This is a genomic window from Pacificibacter marinus (assembly GCF_900109555.1).
Taxonomy (GTDB): Bacteria; Pseudomonadota; Alphaproteobacteria; order Rhodobacterales; family Rhodobacteraceae; genus Celeribacter; species Celeribacter marinus_C.
In genome coordinates, this window is sequence record NZ_FNZV01000022.1 from 1 (window position 1) to 19,543 (window position 19,543).

Annotated in this window: 16 protein-coding genes and 1 tRNA gene; 1 reads left to right on the forward strand and 16 read right to left on the reverse strand. The window is 50.8% G+C overall.

The features are described from left to right. From BM025_RS18030 to BM025_RS18050, 5 genes are all read right to left on the reverse strand, one after another. Nucleotides 1-95: GTP-binding protein (locus BM025_RS18030; protein ID WP_209282537.1), on the reverse strand; the 95-nt coding region annotated here is incomplete at its 3' end. 57 nt (nucleotides 96-152) lie between these two features. After that, nucleotides 153-2,270: an elongation factor G gene (gene fusA, locus BM025_RS18035; RefSeq protein WP_085848205.1), complete on the reverse strand. Its 2,118-nt coding sequence runs from the start codon at nucleotides 2,268-2,270 to the stop codon at nucleotides 153-155. Between the two features lie 15 nt (nucleotides 2,271-2,285). Next, entirely contained in the window at nucleotides 2,286-2,756 is a 471-nt protein-coding gene (gene rpsG, locus BM025_RS18040) for a 30S ribosomal protein S7 (RefSeq protein ID WP_085848204.1), read from the reverse strand. Between the two features lie 12 nt (nucleotides 2,757-2,768). Beyond that, nucleotides 2,769-3,140 carry a 30S ribosomal protein S12 gene (gene rpsL, locus BM025_RS18045; RefSeq protein WP_085848203.1) on the reverse strand — a complete coding sequence of 124 codons (372 nt, stop codon included), beginning with the start codon at nucleotides 3,138-3,140 and terminating at the stop codon, nucleotides 2,769-2,771. 282 nt (nucleotides 3,141-3,422) lie between these two features. Beyond that, a complete protein-coding gene (locus BM025_RS18050; protein ID WP_085848202.1) occupies nucleotides 3,423-4,313 on the reverse strand; it encodes a DMT family transporter in 891 nt (296 codons plus the stop codon). 178 nt (nucleotides 4,314-4,491) lie between these two features. On the opposite strand from BM025_RS18050, the gene BM025_RS18055 reads away from it, so the two are divergent. Then, nucleotides 4,492-5,493 carry a glycosyltransferase family 2 protein gene (locus tag BM025_RS18055; RefSeq protein WP_170842232.1) on the forward strand — a complete coding sequence of 334 codons (1,002 nt, stop codon included), beginning with the start codon at nucleotides 4,492-4,494 and terminating at the stop codon, nucleotides 5,491-5,493. 73 nt (nucleotides 5,494-5,566) lie between these two features. Here BM025_RS18055 and rpoC read toward each other — a convergent pair whose 3' ends face one another. From rpoC to BM025_RS18110, 11 genes are all read right to left on the reverse strand, one after another. Continuing rightward, nucleotides 5,567-9,814, reverse strand: a complete 4,248-nt coding sequence (gene rpoC, locus BM025_RS18060) for a DNA-directed RNA polymerase subunit beta' (RefSeq protein ID WP_085848200.1) — start codon at nucleotides 9,812-9,814, stop codon at nucleotides 5,567-5,569. 55 nt (nucleotides 9,815-9,869) lie between these two features. Then, nucleotides 9,870-14,006 (reverse strand): DNA-directed RNA polymerase subunit beta, encoded by a 4,137-nt coding sequence (rpoB, locus tag BM025_RS18065; RefSeq protein WP_085848199.1) that lies wholly within the window; start codon nucleotides 14,004-14,006, stop codon nucleotides 9,870-9,872. A gap of 264 nt (nucleotides 14,007-14,270) precedes the next feature. Beyond that, the gene (gene rplL / locus BM025_RS18070; RefSeq protein ID WP_085848198.1) at nucleotides 14,271-14,636 is read right to left on the reverse strand and encodes a 50S ribosomal protein L7/L12; all 366 of its coding nucleotides are present in this window, start codon (nucleotides 14,634-14,636) and stop codon (nucleotides 14,271-14,273) included. Between the two features lie 72 nt (nucleotides 14,637-14,708). Next, entirely contained in the window at nucleotides 14,709-15,224 is a 516-nt protein-coding gene (rplJ, locus tag BM025_RS18075; RefSeq protein WP_085848197.1) for a 50S ribosomal protein L10, read from the reverse strand. Nucleotides 15,225-15,619: 395 nt separating this feature from the next. Further along, complete coding sequence (rplA, locus tag BM025_RS18080; protein WP_085848196.1) at nucleotides 15,620-16,318, reverse strand: 50S ribosomal protein L1; 699 nt, start codon at nucleotides 16,316-16,318, stop codon at nucleotides 15,620-15,622. Then, nucleotides 16,318-16,743, reverse strand: coding sequence for a 50S ribosomal protein L11 (rplK, locus tag BM025_RS18085; protein WP_085848195.1), 426 nt, complete (start codon nucleotides 16,741-16,743; stop codon nucleotides 16,318-16,320). Before rplK ends, rplA begins: the two co-directional genes overlap by 1 nt. A gap of 107 nt (nucleotides 16,744-16,850) precedes the next feature. Next, nucleotides 16,851-17,387 (reverse strand): transcription termination/antitermination protein NusG, encoded by a 537-nt coding sequence (gene nusG, locus BM025_RS18090; protein ID WP_085848194.1) that lies wholly within the window; start codon nucleotides 17,385-17,387, stop codon nucleotides 16,851-16,853. A 203-nt stretch (nucleotides 17,388-17,590) separates the two neighbouring features. Continuing rightward, nucleotides 17,591-18,151: a pyridoxamine 5'-phosphate oxidase gene (locus BM025_RS18095; RefSeq protein ID WP_085848193.1), complete on the reverse strand. Its 561-nt coding sequence runs from the start codon at nucleotides 18,149-18,151 to the stop codon at nucleotides 17,591-17,593. A 34-nt stretch (nucleotides 18,152-18,185) separates the two neighbouring features. Continuing rightward, a complete protein-coding gene (gene secE, locus BM025_RS18100; RefSeq protein WP_085848192.1) occupies nucleotides 18,186-18,383 on the reverse strand; it encodes a preprotein translocase subunit SecE in 198 nt (65 codons plus the stop codon). Nucleotides 18,384-18,516: 133 nt separating this feature from the next. Continuing rightward, nucleotides 18,517-18,592 (reverse strand) — tRNA-Trp (locus BM025_RS18105). Between the two features lie 84 nt (nucleotides 18,593-18,676). Then, nucleotides 18,677-19,345, reverse strand: a complete 669-nt coding sequence (locus BM025_RS18110) for a CatB-related O-acetyltransferase (protein WP_085848191.1) — start codon at nucleotides 19,343-19,345, stop codon at nucleotides 18,677-18,679. Nucleotides 19,346-19,543: the final 198 nt, after the last annotated feature.

Consider the following 19,543-nt stretch of genomic DNA (forward strand, 5'->3'; position numbering starts at 1 on the left):
ATCGCAGCTGTCAGCGTCGTTTTACCGTGGTCAACGTGGCCGATTGTACCAATGTTACAATGCGGTTTATTACGCTCGAACTTTTCCTTAGCCATGATGGCCTCCTATTAAAACTGTGGGGGAACGAACCTGCGCCCGATCCCCAATTTCGCTTAGGCGAATTTCGCCTGAATTTCTTCCGAGATATTTGACGGAACAGCTTCGTAGTGGTCGAATTGCATCGAGAACTGCGCACGGCCCGAAGACATGGAACGCAATGTGTTGATGTAACCGAACATGTTGGCAAGTGGTACAAACGCGTCGATTGCAATTGAAACACCGCGTGTGTCCTGACCCTGAACCTGCCCACGACGGGATGTAAGGTCACCAATGATGCCACCAGTGTATTCTTCTGGCGTAATCACTTCGACTTTCATGATTGGCTCGAGCATTTTCGCGCCAGCTTTTTTCATGCCTTCACGCATACACATACGTGCAGCGATCTCAAATGCCATGATTGAAGAGTCAACATCGTGGAACTTACCGTCAAGCAAGACAACTTTGAAGTCGATCACAGGGAAGCCAGCCAATGGGCCGTTATCCATAACCGACAAGATGCCTTTTTCGACGCCAGGGATGTATTCTTTTGGAACAGACCCACCAACAACTTTGGATTCGAAAGAGTACCCTTCACCAGGTTCAGTTGGCGTAATGAGCATTTTCACTTCGCCGTACTGACCAGACCCACCAGATTGTTTCTTGTGAGTGTATGTGTGCTCGACTTCGTGCGAAATCGTCTCACGGTAAGCCACTTGTGGGGCGCCGATGTTGGCTTCCACTTTGAACTCACGTTTCATACGATCCACAAGAATGTCGAGGTGAAGCTCGCCCATGCCTTTCATGATGGTCTGACCGGATTCGATGTCAGTTTCCACACGGAAGGATGGGTCCTCAGCAGAAAGACGCTGAAGTGCGATACCCATTTTTTCTTGGTCGGCTTTAGTTTTTGGCTCGACAGCGATTTCAATCACAGGCTCTGGGAACGTCATCGTTTCAAGGATAACAGGCTCTTGTGGAGCACAAAGTGTGTCACCCGTTGTCGTGTTCTTAAGACCACCCAAAGCAATGATGTCACCAGCGAATGCTTCAGTGATTTCTTCACGCTCGTTAGAGTGCATCATCATCATACGACCAACGCGCTCTTTGTTACCCTTGGTAGAGTTGAGCAGGTTGTCACCTTTGCTGAGTACACCGGAGTAAATCCGTGTAAACGTCAAAGTACCAACGAATGGGTCGTTCATGATTTTGAAGGCAAGGCCAGAGAACGCCATGTTGTCATCAGCACGACGTGCGATGTCACGTGTCTCAGTCTCATCACCAGGCTTAAAGCCCATGTAGTCAACAACGTCGAGCGGGCTCGGCAAGTAGTCAACAACAGCGTTGAGAAGCGGCTGAACGCCTTTGTTTTTGAAGGCAGAGCCACCAAGAACAGGAACGAAAGCCAAAGACAAACAAGCTTTGCGGATCAAGGCCCGCAACGCAGCTGGCTCCGGCTCATCACCTTCAAGGTAGGCTTCCATTGCAGCGTCGTCTTGCTCAACAGCAGCTTCAACAAGCTTTTCGCGGAATTCAGCAGCTTTGTCAGCCAAGCTCTCACGAATAGGGGCTTTCACCCAAGATGCGCCAAGGTCTTCACCTTCCCACAACCATTCTTCCATAGTGACGAGATCGACCAAGCCTTCAAGCTCAGTTTCGGCACCGATTGGGAATGATACAGGGATTGCACGTGCGCCAGTGCGTTCTTCAACCATGGCAACACATTTGAAAAAGTCCGCGCCGATTTTGTCCATTTTGTTGACAAAAACCATACGTGGAACTTTGTAGCGGTCAGCTTGACGCCACACAGTTTCAGTTTGTGGTTCAACGCCAGCGTTGGCGTCGAGAACACAAACAGCACCATCGAGAACAGCCAAAGAACGTTCAACTTCAATTGTGAAGTCAACGTGACCTGGTGTGTCGATGATGTTCATGCGGTGCTTAGGTGAATCTGGGTTTACACCATCTTCAGTGCGTTCCCAGAACGTGGTTGTCGCAGCAGACGTGATAGTAATCCCACGCTCTTGCTCTTGCTCCATCCAGTCCATTGTCGCAGCGCCATCATGCACTTCGCCAATGTTATGCTCTTTACCTGTGTAGTACAGGATGCGCTCGGAACACGTGGTCTTACCCGCATCAATGTGCGCAATAATACCAAAGTTCCGGTACAGTTCGAGTGGATACTCGCGTGCCATATCAAATGACTCCTATTACCAACGGTAGTGGCTGAACGCTTTGTTCGCGTCGGCCATTTTGTGCGTATCTTCACGTTTTTTCACAGCGGAACCACGGCCGTTAACTGCATCAAGCAATTCACCGGCAAGGCGTTCTTCCATTGTGTTTTCGTTGCGTGAACGTGCAGCTTTGATCAACCAGCGAATAGCAAGAGCTTCGCGGCGCTCTACACGCACCTCAACAGGCACCTGGTACGTTGCACCACCGACACGGCGGGAGCGAACTTCAACAGATGGCTTAATGTTTTCGAGTGCTTCGTGGAACACTTCTACTGGTGCTTTTTTGAGCTTGTCTTCAACGCGGTCGAATGCGTTGTAAACGATTTTCTCAGCAGCAGACTTTTTACCATCGATCATGAGGTTGTTCATGAACTTGGACAAAACGCGATCACCAAATTTGGCGTCGGGTAGAATTTCGCGCTTCTCAGCGGCGTGACGACGGGACATACCAGTCTCTCCTTACTTAGGACGCTTAGCGCCGTATTTAGAACGACGTTGTTTACGATCTTTAACGCCTTGCGTATCGAGCACACCGCGAAGGATGTGGTAGCGAACACCTGGAAGATCTTTTACGCGGCCGCCACGGATCAGGACAACAGAGTGTTCCTGAAGGTTGTGGCTTTCACCTGGGATGTAAGAAATAACCTCGAAGCCGTTTGTAAGGCGCACTTTGGCAACTTTACGCATAGCGGAGTTTGGTTTCTTTGGCGTCGTTGTGTAGACGCGCGTACATACACCACGTTTTTGTGGGCAGGACTCCAAGTGCATAGACTTCGAGCGCTTAACTTTCGGCTGGCGCGGCTTGCGGATCAGCTGTTGGATCGTTGGCATTGAGGGATTCCTCGTATTTCAACACATTTCGTCATGACAAATGCCATAACATCTCAGATAGTTAGTTATGCAAAGCGCATAACACAAAAACCCGCTATCGCTCCCATTCCGAGGTGAGCGACGCGGTGAGTTCCCAGAGGATCAAAGCGTCTTAATGTGCTCGGATCTTGGCCACTACGATGTAGAATTCGACGAAAAGGGGAAAACCCCTATGTCGGATGAGGCGCGTATATGGGGAGTCGCGCCTCTTGTCAACAACCCCCAAGGTCAGCACCTTGACCGCTAAGACACAAGAGACCTGCGCCGTAGGCGGCTCTCTCGTACAAGGGTATAAATGCCCGTGGCCACGATAATACCTGCCCCGACAAACGTCCACAAATCTGGCCATTCTCCAAAGACAAAAAAGCCGATTAAAATCGCCCAAACAAGCGCCGTGTATCGGTAGGGAGCGACAAATGAAATCTCGCCTGTCTGCATCACAATAACAGCTAATGCAAAAGCAGCCGTGATCACACAGGCGTTGATCACCAACCAAATGATATCACTGACAAGCAAGGGCTGCCACTCAGATCCAAGCATCAAAATTCCCATAACCACTGTCGTCATGAACGTTGCGCCAAATGTCACTGTGGTTTTGGGCACAGCTCGCGACATGGCCCGCACGCTGAGGTCACGAATGGTGACGCAAATCACCCCAAGAAAGCCCCACAATATGCCGTCAGAAAAGCCTTCAGGGCCAGGGCGTGCAATCAAAAGCACGCCGCAAAACCCAATTGAGATCGCGGCCAAACGTCGCCAGCCGATAGGCTGTTTAAATGCCAGCGCCGCACATAAGGTGATGAGCAGCGGCGCGGACTGCAACACCGCATTCACATTGGCAAAAGGCATCAAAGACAACGCTGTGACAATGCCAATCGATGCACCCACTTCGGAAAGAGACCTGATGCCAATCAATATTGCATCTTTTGGAGGCATCTTAAACGAGACCGGCCCAGTGATCCGCGTCAAAACCGTAAAGATCAGGATAAGCGTCAAACACCCGCGCAAGAAAATGACTTGGTACAAATTGATATGAGACACCAACGCTTTCAAAATCGCATCATTGATCGAAAATGCAGCCATCGCCAACATCATCAAAATGGCTCCACGCGTGTTTTCAGATAAATGTCCCATCGGATCTCCCCTGCCTTTCCTGTAGCAGTGCGCTCCACTTACGCCCAGCCCAAATACTTTCACAGGGGTATTCATTTACGCAAAACCCCGCGCTTGGTTGCTTTCACCCCAGTGTCACTTCTAAAGTATCAAGCGCGGCTGCCGTATTGGCATGTGTAAAATACTGAAGCGAGGGCCCATGCGGTACACAGTTGCGACCAAAGTAAAGAACGAAGGTGCGTTTTTGCTTGAATGGGTGGCTTGGCAAAAAATGCTGGGCTTTGATGACATTCTTGTCGTGCACAATGACTGCGATCCGGTTTTCAAAGAGATGCTGGCGTGCTTGGACGCCGCAGGTTGGATCACTGCGCAAGAGCATTTTCCGAATGAAGGCCGCTTACCGGGTCCTTCTGCACAGCGATGCATCAAAAAACACCCCTTGGTGAAACGCACTGACTGGTTCTTTTTGTGCGATGTCGATGAATATCTAGTGATCCACGACGGTGATCACACAGTGCCTTCCTTTTTGAAAGATAGGCATCTTAGAGAAACAGGTTTTGTCGTACAATGGAAAACCTTTGGCACCTCAGACAAGCACAGTTGGAAAGACAAGTTTTTACACCGCACCTTTACCAACGCGGCTGAGACCAAGCATTCCGCAAACATGTTCTACAAATCTTTCATCTATCAACCGCGCAACTTTAAAAGACTTGGAGCCCATGAACCCTATGGTTTCAAGGGTGAGGGCGATTGGGGGACTGGCTCCAATGTTTTTCACCGCGCAAATGGGGATTATTTTAATTTCGACCCTAACGGAGATCCTAAGATGCGGGTCAATCCAAATTGGGTTTCACACGAAGGTGCTCAACTCAATCACTACATCACCAAATGGTTTGAATGTTTTTCCGCCAAAGTCGGAAACCCAAGCCTGTACAACAGGCCCGCGAAAAACCGCTATTCTGCGAACTTTTTTGAGCGCTACAATCGTAATGAAGTTAAAGATAAATCAGCTCTCGCCCTGAAAAATCGCTTTCAACCGATATACGATAGCTTGTTGCAAGTCCCGGGCCTCAAAGCGCTACATCACATGAACTGCGCCCTCTATGTCAAAATGCTAAATGATGTCACTGGCAGCGATGTCAACGACGACATGCGATATCTTGCCCACATGCAGGCCGCGCGCGCCGCAATGCCTGAATAGATTTTTACAGGCACTCTTTAACGAAAAAGGGCCTCGCATTTGCGAGGCCCTTTTCAAATTTTATGATCAACACTTACGCGTCGGATTCAGGTGTCTCAACCAATGTGCTTTTGAAAACATCGCCTGCAGTGTCATCGGCAGCAGGTGCCGGTGCCGCTAGCAAGGCTGCTGCTTCTGCTTCTGCGCGCGCATCTGCAATCACGGTTGTATCGCGATCGAGTGCAATTTTACGCACAGCTTTGGTTGCGCCGCCAGTACCCGCTGGGATCAAGCGGCCCACAATGACGTTTTCTTTGAGACCAACCAGTTTGTCGCGCTTGCCTTGGACAGATGCTTCGGTGAGCACGCGGGTGGTTTCTTGGAAAGACGCCGCAGAGATAAACGAACGTGTCTGCAAGGACGCCTTGGTGATCCCGAGAAGGATCGGCTGACCTTTTGCATGACGCCCACCTTTGGACTCTGCTTTTGCGTTGGCTTCTTCGAATTCGATTTTGTCCACGTTCTCGCCTTTGAGAAGTGTGGTGTCACCGGATTCAAGGATTTCCCATTTTTGCAACATCTGACGAACGATAACTTCGATGTGCTTATCGTTGATCTTAACGCCTTGCAGACGGTAGACCTCTTGCACCTCGGCGATCATGTAAACAGCCAGCGCTTCGATACCCATAATAGCAAGGATATCATGCGGCGCAGGGTTGCCGTCCATGATGTAGTCGCCTTTGGTCACAAAGTCGCCTTCGGCCACAGGGATGTGTTTGCCCTTTGGCACCATGTATTCGACCGTGACTTCAGAATCTTCTGCAGACTCGATCGAAATACGACGCTTGTTTTTGTAGTCTTTGCCAAAGCGCACGTAACCGTCGATTTCCGCGATGATCGCGTGATCTTTCGGACGACGTGCTTCGAAGAGCTCAGCAACACGCGGCAGACCACCGGTGATGTCTTTTGTCTTCGCGCCTTCGCGTGGAATACGTGCAACAACGTCACCCGCTTGAATGTCCTGACCGTCCTCAATTGAAAGGATGGCATCAACAGACATCAAGTAAGTTACAGGGTTGCCAACATCGTTGCGCATTGGTTCGCCATCTTCGCCCAAGATCAAGACCTCAGGTTTCAGATCGCCACCTTTGGGCACAGAGCGCCAATCGGATACGATTTTCTGTGTCATGCCAGTCGCGTCATCGGTGACGTCGCGCACAGAAAGACCAGAAATCAGATCGACAAACTTCGCCTTACCGCCTTTTTCAGCGATGATTGGAAGCGTGTATGGATCCCATTCAAACAACTTGTGACCACGTGGGATCTTTTCGCCGTTTTTCACAAAGACCTTGGTACCGTAGCCGAGTTTGTAAGACGCCAATTCGACGCCATGCTCGTCCACAATTGCCAATTGCATGTTGCGGCCCATAACGATGTTTTCGCCGTGGGTGTTTTCCAAAAGGAGTGGGTTCGAGAAGACAATTTTGCCCGCTTGATTTGACTCTTGGAAAGACTGCTGGCCACCCTGCGCAACGCCGCCGATGTGGAAGGTACGCATTGTAAGCTGCGTGCCTGGCTCACCAATGGATTGTGCCGCGATGATGCCGACAGCCTCACCTTGGTTGACCATAGTACCGCGTGCAAGGTCACGACCGTAACACATTGCACAAACGCCTTCTTCTGCTTCACATGTCAGCGGGCTACGGATGCGCATTGTTGCGATCCCAGCTGCTTCGATGATGTCAGATTTACGCTCGTCAATGAGTTCGTTTTTCGCGCAAAGCACTTCGTCAGTACCGGGGCGCAAAACGTCATCAGCAGAAACACGACCCAAGATACGCTCGGACAATGACGCAACAACTTCACCGTCATTCACTGCCGCTTCGGCAGTGATGGCGATTTCGGTGCCACAATCGACTTCACGGATGATACAGTCTTGCGCAACGTCCACAAGACGACGCGTCAGGTAACCAGAGTTCGCTGTTTTAAGCGCAGTATCTGACAGACCCTTACGAGCCCCGTGCGTAGAGTTAAAGTACTCAAGAACGGTCAGACCCTCTTTAAAGTTCGAGATGATCGGTGTCTCGATGATCTCGCCGGATGGTTTGGCCATAAGACCGCGCATACCGCCAAGTTGCTTCATCTGAGTAACCGAACCACGCGCACCAGAGTGGGCCATCATGTAAACTGAGTTTGGCTCGTTTTCAGCGCCATTCTCGTCCACACCCGCAGTCGAGATGTTCAACATCATCGCCTCGGTGACCTTGTCATTACACTTGGCCCAAGCATCAACAACTTTGTTGTACTTCTCGCCTTGAGTGATCAAACCGTCCATATACTGCTGTTCGAAATCCTTAACCTGAGCGCGGGTTTCATCAACCAGCGGCCATTTGGAGTCAGGGATAACCATGTCATCTTTACCGAACGAGATGCCAGCTTTGAACGCTTCTTTGAAGCCCAAAGTCATGATCTGGTCGCAGAAGATCACGGACTCTTTTTGACCACAGTAGCGGTAAACAGTGTCGATGACCTGCTGTACTTCTTTCTTACGAAGAAGACGGTTCACAAGATCGAATGGCGCTTTTGCATTGACGGGCAGAAGACCGCCAAGACGCAAACGACCTGGTGTCGTGTCAAACAAAACAGGCACTTCTTGACCAGTATCGTCGATTTGGATCATACGCGCTTTGATTTTGGCATGCAGATGCACTTCGCCAGCATTCAAAGCGTGCTCAACCTCTTCGATGTCGGAGAAGATCATGCCTTCACCCTTCATCCCGCTACGTTCCATAGTCACGTAGTAGAGGCCCAAAATCATATCCTGTGACGGAACAATGATCGGCGCGCCGTTTGCTGGCGACAGAACGTTGTTCGTGGACATCATCAAGACACGTGCTTCAAGCTGTGCTTCCAAAGACAAAGGTACGTGAACAGCCATTTGGTCACCGTCGAAGTCAGCGTTAAACGCAGAACACACGAGAGGGTGCAGGTTGATCGCTTTGCCTTCAACCAACACAGGTTCAAACGCTTGGATGCCCAAACGGTGAAGTGTTGGCGCGCGGTTAAGCATCACTGGGTGCTCGCGAATAACCTCATCAAGGATATCCCACACTTCAGGACGCTCTTTTTCCACCAATTTTTTGGCTTGCTTCACAGTGGAAGACAGACCTTTGGCTTCAAGACGCGAGTAGATGAACGGCTTAAACAGTTCGAGCGCCATCTTTTTGGGCAAACCACACTGGTGAAGCTTGAGCTCAGGGCCCGTCACAATCACCGAACGACCAGAGAAGTCGACGCGTTTACCCAAAAGGTTCTGACGGAAGCGACCTTGCTTACCCTTCAGCATATCAGACAGCGATTTCAGCGGACGCTTGTTGGCGCCAGTGATCACGCGGCCACGACGGCCGTTGTCGAACAAAGCGTCGACAGATTCTTGCAACATACGTTTCTCGTTGCGCACGATAATATCGGGTGCACGCAGCTCGATGAGGCGCTTGAGACGGTTGTTACGGTTGATCACGCGGCGGTACAGATCGTTGAGATCGGATGTCGCGAAACGGCCACCATCAAGTGGTACGAGTGGGCGCAATTCTGGCGGGATCACAGGGATCACGGTCAGGATCATCCACTCAGGACGGTTGCCAGATTCCAAGAAGGACTCAACGATTTTGAGACGCTTGATGATCTTTTTAGGCTTTAGCTCGCCAGTCGCTTCCTTAAGGTCTTCACGCAGTTGGTCTGCGGTAGACTCAAGGTCGATGTTGGACAGCATTTTACGGATCGCTTCCGCGCCGATGTCTGCCTCGAATGCGTCTGAACCGTAGATATCTTGCGCGTCCATGAACTCTTCTTCGGTCATCATCTGACCGTAGACGAGATCAGTAAGACCCGGCTCGATAACCACGTAGTTTTCGAAGTACAACACACGCTCAAGATCGCGCAGTGTCATGTCGAGCATGAGACCGATACGGCTTGGGAGTGATTTCAAGAACCAGATGTGCGCGACAGGTGCGGCCAATTCGATGTGGCCCATGCGCTCACGGCGGACTTTTTGAAGGGTAACTTCAACACCACATTTCTCGCAGACAACGCCGCGATACTTCATGCGTTTGTATTTACCACACAGGCATTCGTAATCTTTGATTGGGCCAAAGATACGCGCACAGAAAAGGCCGTCGCGTTCTGGTTTGAACGTACGGTAGTTGATGGTTTCTGGCTTTTTAATTTCACCATAAGACCAAGACAGGATCCGCTCAGGGGACGCCAAGGACACTTTGATCTCGTCAAAGGTGGATGGCTGCGCCAGAGGGTTAAACGGGCTTGTTGTAAGTTCCTGGTTCATCTTTTGAGTTCCTCAAATTGTTGCGGAAAGGGGAAAGGGTAGAGGCACAAGGCCCCTACTCCTCATCCTCCGCATCCAGGAGTTCCATGTTGAGGCCGAGGCCGCGGACTTCTTTGACAAGAACATTGAAGGACTCGGGGATACCCGCTTCAAAGTTGTCTTCGCCCTTGACGATCGACTCGTAGACTTTCGCGCGACCAGCGACGTCATCTGACTTAACTGTAAGCATCTCTTGCAGCGTGTATGCCGCGCCATATGCTTCCAGTGCCCAGACTTCCATCTCACCAAAGCGCTGACCACCAAACTGTGCCTTACCACCCAGCGGCTGCTGTGTGACGAGGGAGTATGGACCCGTAGAACGGGCGTGGATTTTGTCGTCCACAAGGTGGTGCAGTTTCAGCAGGTACTTCATGCCAACTGTCACACGGCGAGAGAATTGCTCGCCTGTGCGGCCGTCAAAAAGAACAGACTGCGCAGAAGTGTCAAAGCCAGCTTTTGCCAAGGCTTCGTTGATGTCCGCTTCTTTGGCGCCATCAAAAACAGGCGTCGCGATTGGAACACCGTTGATGACGTTGCCCGCTTTTTCAAGCAAGTCGTCGTCGTCGAGGTCTTTCAGAATCTCGTCATGCACATTGTCGCCGTACACGAATTTCATCGCGTCTTTGACAGGTGTCATGTCACCTGAGCGGCGGTATTCTTGCAGAGCTTCGTCCACTTGAATGCCCATGCCGCGTGCGGCCCAACCCATGTGAGTCTCGAGGATCTGACCAACGTTCATACGAGATGGAACGCCGAGCGGGTTCAGACAGAAATCAACCGGAGTACCATCGGCGAGGAACGGCATGTCCTCCATTGGTACAACGCGTGAAATCACACCTTTGTTCCCGTGACGACCAGCCATCTTATCACCAGGCTGAAGCTTACGCTTCACAGCGATAAAGACTTTGACCATCTTCATCACGCCCGGAGGCAAATCGTCGCCGCGACGTACTTTTTCGACTTTATCTTCAAAACGGTGCTCAAGAGCGCGTTTTTGGATTTCGTACTGCTCGTTCAAAGCCTCAACGATGATTGCATCGTCTTCGTCTTCAAGTGCGAGCTGCCACCACTGACCTTTGGACAATTGAGCCAAAAGCGCATCATCGATGACAACATTCGGTGCAACGCCTTTAGGGCCCTTTGCAGCAACTTTGCCAAAGATCATGTCTTTCAGACGCGCATAGATGTTGCGGTCCAAGATGCCCATTTCATCGTCACGGTCACGTGCAAGACGTTCGATTTCTTCACGTTCGATTTGAACAGAACGCTCGTCTTTTTCCACGCCATGGCGGTTAAAGACGCGCACTTCTACGATCGTGCCGTAATCGCCCGGTTTCACACGCAAAGATGTGTCACGCACGTCGGATGCTTTTTCACCAAAGATGGCGCGCAGAAGTTTTTCTTCTGGTGTCATCGGGCTTTCGCCTTTTGGTGTAATTTTACCAACGAGAATGTCACCTGGCTCAACGTGAGCACCGATGTAAACGATCCCAGCTTCGTCAAGGTTGCGCAAAGCTTCCTCGCCGACGTTTGGAATATCGCGGGTGATTTCTTCTGGGCCGAGCTTCGTGTCACGGGCTGCGACTTCGAATTCTTCGATGTGAACCGAAGTGAACACGTCGTCTCGCGTGATACGCTCAGAGATCAGAATAGAGTCTTCGTAGTTGTACCCATTCCAAGGCATAAACGCCACGCAGACGTTTTTACCCAAGGCCAATTCGCCCATATCTGTAGACGGACCGTCAGCAATAAATTCGTTTTTGCCAACTGTGTCGCCCACTTTTACGAGTGGTTTTTGGTTGATACAGGTATTTTGGTTCGAACGCTGGAACTTGCGCAGACGATAGATGTCAACGCCGGGATCGCCAGGCTCAAGATCGTGCGTTGCGCGAATAACAATACGTGTCGCATCGACTTGGTCGACGACACCCGCACGTTTCGCCATGATCGCAGCACCGGAATCGCGTGCTACAACTTCCTCAATACCTGTACCCACGAGAGGAGCTTCAGCGCGAAGAAGTGGAACCGCTTGACGTTGCATGTTCGAGCCCATCAAGGCCCGGTTCGCATCGTCGTTTTCTAGGAACGGGATCAAGGACGCAGCAACAGAGACCAGCTGCTTTGGTGAAACGTCGATCAAATCCACGTTTTCCGGTGGGTTAAGCGCGTGCTCACCAGACTGACGTGTCGATACGAAATCGTTGGTGAAACGACCGTTTTCATCCAAAGATGCGTTGGCCTGCGCCACAGTGTGACGCATCTCTTCAGTCGCGGACATGTACTGAACTTCGTCCGTCACCTGACCGTCAACAACTTTACGGTACGGCGTCTCGATGAAGCCATATTTGTTCACACGGGCAAACGTTGCCAATGAGTTGATCAGACCAATATTCGGACCCTCTGGGGTCTCAATTGGACACATGCGGCCGTAGTGTGTGATGTGAACATCGCGCACTTCAAAACCAGCGCGTTCACGTGTCAAACCGCCAGGCCCAAGCGCGGACAAACGACGTTTGTGCGTGACTTCGGACAATGGGTTGGTTTGGTCCATGAACTGAGACAGCTGAGATGAGCCAAAGAATTCACGAACAGCGGCCGCAGCAGGTTTCGCGTTGATCAAATCTTGTGGCATGACTGTGTCGATTTCGACAGAAGACATACGTTCTTTGATCGCACGCTCCATGCGTAGCAAACCAACACGGTATTGGTTTTCCATCAACTCGCCAACAGAGCGCACACGACGGTTGCCCAAGTGGTCGATGTCGTCGATGTCGCCTTTACCATCGCGCAATTCAACCAGCGCTTTGATACATGAAATGATGTCTTCACGACGCAAAGTGCGGTGCGTGTCAGGCGCATCCAGATCAAGACGCATGTTCATTTTCACGCGGCCAACCGCAGAAAGGTCATAACGCTCGGAATCAAAGAACAGGCTGTCAAACAGGCCAGATGCAGCATCAACGGTGGGAGGCTCGCCCGGACGCATCACGCGGTAGATATCCATGAGCGCTGTTTCGCGGTTCATGTTTTTATCTTGTGCGAGTGTGTTACGAATGTATGGGCCAACGTTCACACCATCGATGTCGAGCACAGGAATTTCTGTGATGCCCGCATCCAGCAAGTCTTTCAAAGACCCGCCAATGACTGTGCCGTCTTTGTCCATCTCAAGCAGAAGTTCGTCACCAGCTTCGACATAAATCGCGCCAGTTTCTTCGTTGATGATGTCTTTCGCGACGTATTTACCAACGATGTTCTCGTAAGGCACGAGCAGTTCAGTGACAGAACCTTCATCGATGATTTTCTTAACCGCACGCGGTGTCATTTTGTCGCCAGCTTTACAGATGACTTCACCTGTACCAGCGTCCACCAAATCAAACGTTGGGCGTGTGCCACGTACGCGCTCAGGGAAGAACGGGGTCACCCAACCTTTGTTCTTTTCAAGCTTGTACTCAACAGTTTCGTAGTAAGCATCCATGATGCCCTCTTGGTCGAGACCAAGCGCATACAAAAGGGATGTCACAGGCAATTTGCGACGACGGTCAATACGCACATATACGGTATCTTTGGCATCGAATTCGAAATCGAGCCATGAACCGCGGTACGGAATGATCCGGCATGCAAACAGCAATTTACCAGAAGAGTGTGTTTTGCCTTTGTCGTGATCAAAGAACACACCAGGGGAACGGTGCATCTGAGACACAATCACGCGCTCGGTGCCGTTCACAACAAACGTACCGTTCGGTGTCATCAAAGGCATATCGCCCATGAACACGTCTTGTTCTTTGATGTCTTTCACAGACTTAGCGCCCGTGTCTTCGTCCACATCAAACACGATGAGGCGCAGCGTCACTTTAAGTGGCGCGCTATAGGTCATGTCGCGTTGCTGACACTCCTCTACATCGTATTTTGGTTTTTCAAGTTCGTATTTTACAAACTCAAGAACGGCTGTCTCGTTGAAATCCTTGATCGGGAATACCGATTGGAAAACGCCTTTGATGCCTTCGCCGTCGAGCGGCTGTGGTTCATCGCCAGACTTCAAAAAGAGGTCGTAGGAAGATTTTTGAACCTCAATGAGGTTCGGCATTTCAAGCACTTCACGGATTTTGCCGTAGTACTTCCGGAGCCGTTTCTGGCCAAGGTAGGTCGATGCCATGTGCGTCAGTACCTTTCGAGTTTTCGCGAGCTGCATCCTGCCGGTGGGCGCCGGCCGATGTACCCTTACGAAACAGAGGAGTTCGATCTATTCCTGCCATCGTCCCACCGATGGCTCCCGATCTGAACCCTCCTTAGAAAATGTCCCATTCGAGGCACTTACTGAGGAAGATTTATCATTTCCTGCTCCTAAGACAGGTTCGGCTGGACCCCGAAATTCGGGATCCAGCCTTAACTTTATGCGGCCCTTAAAAGGCCTAAGCGATTAAGCAACTTCGACTGTAGCGCCGGCTGCTTCGAGTTTCGCTTTAACGTCTTCAGCTTCAGCTTTATCAACGCCTTCTTTGATTTTGCCGCCAGCTTCAACGAGGTCTTTTGCTTCTTTCAGGCCAAGACCTGTGATCGCGCGGACTTCTTTGATTACGCCGATTTTGGACGCGCCAGCGTCTTTCAATACAACATCAAATTCAGTTTTTTCTTCAGCAGCTTCAGCAGCGGCAGCAGGTGCTGCAGCGGCAGCGCCGGCAGCTGGCTCGATGCCGTACTCGTCTTTAAGGATAGTTTTGAGTTCTTGTGCTTCGAGAAGTGTAAGACCTACGATCTCTTCAGCAAGTTTTTTCAGATCAGCCATTGTACTGGTTCCGTTCGTTTATATTTCTGTTCTAACGCGTGCTTTATGCAAACTACGTCAGTCCCAAATTGCTTATGCAGCTTCTTTGTCTTCGATAGTAGACAAGATGCCAGCGATGTTCGAAGCAGGAGCGCCAATCGCGCCAGCGATGTTCGATGCAGGTGCGCCAATGCAACCAACGATAGAAGCAATAAGCTCCTCGCGAGAAGGCATTTTAGCGACGGCTGCAACACCGGCGACGTCAAGAGCGTTATCACCCATAGCACCACCAAGAATAACGAATTTTTCGTTATCTTTAGCGAAACCTTGAGAAACCTTAGCCGCAGCTACGGGATCCTCAGAGTAGGTCATAACAGTCATGCCTGTCAGGTATTCTGCAATGCTTTCGCAAGGCTTACCTTCAAGGGCGATTTTGGCGAGCTTGTTCTTGGCAACGCGTACGGATCCACCAACTTCGCGCATACGCGCGCGCAGATCCTGCATATCAGCAACTGTAAGACCTTCGTAGTGGGCAACCACAACGACGCCAGAGCTGTCAAAGATTTGGCCGAGCTCGTCGACCATTTTTTCTTTTTGGGCTCTATCCACAGTTTTACTCCAAATTAGGGAGGGTTTCCCCTCCCGGCTCATTTCTACCGGCATATGCCGGCACGAAGTCCGTTACGGGGCTGCGCCAAAGTCACCCGAGGTAATACCTCAAATAAACTTTTCGTCTTCCCGTCTCAGGCAGGAATTATAGAAAGTCACCCTTCTACCCGCCGTCTTGGACGAAGCGCAAAACAGCGCACGACGAATCGCACACTGAGCTGCAAGGGAGTCTTTAGAAGGAATTAAGGTGGAGAGCAAGTCCCGTTGCGCGACTTACAGCGCACATGGGGCAGCAAGTTCAAGGGTCGCGCACAAAATACGAAACCTTGAGCAAGCCTCAAAAGCAAAAGGCACCCCATTCGGAGTGCCTTTTGTAATCTTATAAAGCGGTTGGCTTAGTTGCCAGTTGCGCTGTCGATGCTGATTGTCACGCCTGGGCCCATAGTGGACGCCAAGGAAACTTTTTGCATGTATGTGCCTTTGGTGCCGGAAGGACGTGCCTTTTGAACTGCATCAACGAATGCACGCACGTTTTCGACAAGTTGCTCAGCAGAGAACGATGCTTTGCCAACGCCAGCGTGAACAACGCCGCCTTTTTCAGCTTTAAACTGAACTTCGCCGCCTTTTGCTGCTTCAACGGCCGCTTTCACGTCCATAGTCACAGTGCCAACTTTAGGGTTTGGCATCAGGTTGCGTGGGCCGAGAACTTTACCAAGACGACCAACGATAGGCATCATGTCAGGTGTTGCGATACAACGATCGAAATCGATCTTACCGCCCTGAATAGCTTCCATCAGGTCTTCTGCGCCAACGATGTCTGCACCAGCCGCTGTTGCTTCTTCAGCTTTAGGGCCACGTGCGAACACAGCAACACGAACTGTTTTACCTGTGCCATTTGGCAAGGACACAACGCCGCGAACCATTTGGTCAGCGTGACGTGGATCAACACCAAGGTTCAGAGCAATCTCAACAGTTTCGTCGAATTTTGCAGTCGCGCTGGTTTTAACCAGTGCTACAGCGTCTTCAACTGTGATATCCAATTTGCCAGCGAACGCTGCGCGAGCAGCCGTTGTACGTTTACCGAGTTTAGCCATTACTTCACCTCGATGCCCATGGAACGCGCAGAGCCAAGGATGATCAACACAGCAGCATCCAAGTCGTTCGCGTTCAGGTCTTTCATTTTTGCTTCGGCGATTTCTTTCACCTGAGCAACAGTGACTGTGCCAACAGTTTCACGACCAGGCAATTTTGCACCGGAAGAGAGTTTTGCAGCTTTCTTGAGGAAATAAGACGCTGGTGGTGTCTTGATGTCCATCGTGAAAGATTTGTCAGCGTAGTATGTGATGACGGTTGGGCAAGGTGCCCCAACTTCAAGATCCTGTGTTTTAGCGTTAAACGCTTTACAGAATTCCATGATGTTAATGCCGCGTTGACCCAGCGCCGGACCCACGGGTGGGGACGGGTTCGCTTTGCCTGCTGGCACTTGCAGTTTCATAGTACCTGCGAGTTTCTTGGCCATGTGGCCTCTCCTTTTTCAACTCCCCGACGACAGCGCGCTGCAGCGGGACAATGGTTGGTGGTCTGGTCCAAGCAACGCGTTGCTTTCGCCTCCCACACGGGTAGCGCTTAGGCGTGTTTATTCACCTGAGCGAATTCTAGATCGACCGGTGTTGCGCGGCCAAAAATTGAAACAGCGACTTTAAGACGCTGCGCTTCTTCGTCGACTTCTTCGACCATGCCGTCAAAGCCTTCGAATGCACCTTCAGCCACAGAGACCTGCTCACCCACTTCAAAGGTGATGGTAGACCGTGGTGCTTCAGCGCTTGTTTCTTCAGCGCGACCAAGGATCGATTCGACCTCTGCATCGCGCATAGGCACTGGGCGTCCAAATGAGCCAAGGAAACCGGTAACCCGGTTGATCGAATTCACAAGGTGATAACCTTCATCAGTCATTTCCATGCGGATGAGCACATAGCCCGGCATAAAACGACGTTCAGCAGTCACCTTTTTGCCTCGGCGCACTTCGATGACTTCTTCAGTCGGCACCAAAACTTCTTCGATTTGATCCTCAAGACCCTTTTCGACCACAGCAACTTTGATCGCTTCGGCAATTTTTTTCTCGAAGTTCGAGAGAACGCTCACCGAATACCAACGCTTAGCCATGATGCCTGTGCCTCTTCAATCAGTCCGGCATCTCTACCGGATATCGTTAATTCATAAGCACTTATGTGCCATTTCTCTGAACAGTAAAGCGGCGCGCAACACGAATCGATGCACGCCAGCTCAGATGAATGCGCAGGGATTACCGCGCCGCGCCCTTAAGTTCAAGTGCTTAGACGGGCATATACGGCAGATCGTGCCTGAAATCATGCGAGATCATCCGGTTTCAGGCCCGTTGGCAAACCATCCATCGACACAAGGTTTTTCTTGCGCTTATAAGCTTCGATTTCATCAGGCGTTTTGGACTTGGCCCAATTTTTCAAAGATGGCCGCTCGCGCGTGAATTCAAACATTGGCACACCGTATCCACAAGAAGTCTGCACCAAATCGAAATCCAGCACAAAAATCTGCCGCGCGTTGACGGGCTCTTGTGTGAAATGCTCTGCAATCAAACTCTGATATTCATCAGTACCCCGATGAATTGTGCGCCCCGTACCGTAGAGCCGCATAATCATCGGCGGACCAGCCACAGCGCAAAACATGAATGTAAGACGACCATCGGCAATCATATGCGCTGCAGTTTCATTGCTTGACCCCACGAGATCAAGAAACAAGGCCTCATTCGGCCCGGTGATACGCAAAAGTTCAGTGGAGCGCGGCGTCAGGTTGATACGCGCGCCTACAGCAGCAGAGGCGCAAAAAAACATATGCTGGCGCGCAATGAACGCAGCGTGATCGTCTGACAAAGATGTAAATTGCTCAGCCATAAAGGACCTCCAAGGTCCTAGAATGGACCGAAAATTAACCTACGAAATTCAGCAGCGCAGCAAGACCTGTGCGAATGCCAATATCAACTAGGAAAAAGAATGTCGCGGTGAGCGCAGCCATGATGAAGACCATCACAGTTGTCAGCATAACTTCACGGCGCGTTGGCCAGACGACTTTCGAAACCTCCGAGCGGACTTGCTGGATGAATAGAAGTGGGTTTGCCTTAGCCATTGTCTTTTCCTGAACCTTAAGGGTCTGTCGCGATATCGTGTTGGGCATGTACGCCAGAGCGCGCCCGAATTCAACCCCGAAGAAAAATGCCAGACAATCACATAAGCTTGTAAAGATCGGCAACTTTGGGAAATGGCAGGGGTACACAGACTCGAACTGTGGGCCTACGGTTTTGGAGACCGTCGCTCTACCAACTGAGCTATACCCCTACTTGGCGGATGAAATACGAAAGCAGCCAAGGCATTGCAAGCGAAAAACTTGGGTTCGTGCAGAAATCGCACCCGAACACGCAGCTAGGACCTACTCTTCTTTTCTGCCAGCACCTGTTTGAGCGCATCCACGTCAGCGCTGGTCAGGATCGGCATCAAAGCGCGAATATCGTCAACGGCCATATCCCACCATGCCAGCGCAAGCAAAACGTCGATGACTTCAGGGGGAAATCGCATTTTGACGCAACGCGCCGGATTTCCAGCCATCACAGCATAAGGTGGCACATTTTTAGCAACCACGGCCCCTGCCCCGATAATCGCCCCATGTCCAACAGTCACACCGGGCAAAATCATCGCACCATGGCCGATCCAAGCATCATGACCAATCACAGTGTCACGGCGATTCTCAAAATATTCTGTTGCAAAATGTGGCATGAGATCGGCGTCAAAACTGGCGAATGGATAGGCCGTAAACCACTCTCGTGCGTGATTGGCACTGTCTGTGATGAAACGTACGCCATGCGCAAATTGTCCGAACTTGCCGAGAAACAGTTTTTCTGGTGCGCCGGGATACAGATAGGGCGCGATACGTGCAGCATAGTCAGACACGGGATCGAAATCATTGTAATAGGTAAAGTCGCCCACCTCTATGTTTGGATGGTCAATGACGGACCTAAGCCACACTGTATTTTCATATGGGGTGCCGTCAGGCAAACGAATGGGATGGCGTAAATCTGGGTTCAGAAAAGGCATACTGCACTCCTGCTTTTTAGGTTTTAAAAACTGAAAAAGGGCAGTTACTGAATCACGATACACTCCACTAATTGCATGCCGTATATCAACGGCTGCCTCAAAATGCAAAAAGGGCGCCACTTTAGTGACGCCCTTTCCGTAGCTTCATAAGCTGTTAAGCTTACTCTACGATTTTAGATACAACACCGGAACCAACTG

Coding starts and splice junctions, on each gene's coding strand:
- rpsL (WP_085848203.1), bottom strand. CDS start 3,140: ATGCCAACGATCCAACAGCTGATCCGCAAGCCGCGCCAGCCGAAAGTT.
- BM025_RS18110 (WP_085848191.1), bottom strand. CDS start 19,345: ATGCCTTTTCTGAACCCAGATTTACGCCATCCCATTCGTTTGCCTGAC.
- rplL (WP_085848198.1), bottom strand. CDS start 14,636: ATGGCTGATCTGAAAAAACTTGCTGAAGAGATCGTAGGTCTTACACTT.
- secE (WP_085848192.1), bottom strand. CDS start 18,383: ATGGCTAAGGCAAACCCACTTCTATTCATCCAGCAAGTCCGCTCGGAG.
- rplA (WP_085848196.1), bottom strand. CDS start 16,318: ATGGCTAAACTCGGTAAACGTACAACGGCTGCTCGCGCAGCGTTCGCT.
- rpoB (WP_085848199.1), bottom strand. CDS start 14,006: ATGGCATCGACCTACCTTGGCCAGAAACGGCTCCGGAAGTACTACGGC.
- BM025_RS18095 (WP_085848193.1), bottom strand. CDS start 18,151: ATGGCTGAGCAATTTACATCTTTGTCAGACGATCACGCTGCGTTCATT.
- rplK (WP_085848195.1), bottom strand. CDS start 16,743: ATGGCCAAGAAACTCGCAGGTACTATGAAACTGCAAGTGCCAGCAGGC.
- rpsG (WP_085848204.1), bottom strand. CDS start 2,756: ATGTCCCGTCGTCACGCCGCTGAGAAGCGCGAAATTCTACCCGACGCC.
- fusA (WP_085848205.1), bottom strand. CDS start 2,270: ATGGCACGCGAGTATCCACTCGAACTGTACCGGAACTTTGGTATTATT.
- BM025_RS18055 (WP_170842232.1), top strand. CDS start 4,492: ATGCGGTACACAGTTGCGACCAAAGTAAAGAACGAAGGTGCGTTTTTG.
- BM025_RS18050 (WP_085848202.1), bottom strand. CDS start 4,313: ATGGGACATTTATCTGAAAACACGCGTGGAGCCATTTTGATGATGTTG.
- rpoC (WP_085848200.1), bottom strand. CDS start 9,814: ATGAACCAGGAACTTACAACAAGCCCGTTTAACCCTCTGGCGCAGCCA.
- nusG (WP_085848194.1), bottom strand. CDS start 17,387: ATGGCTAAGCGTTGGTATTCGGTGAGCGTTCTCTCGAACTTCGAGAAA.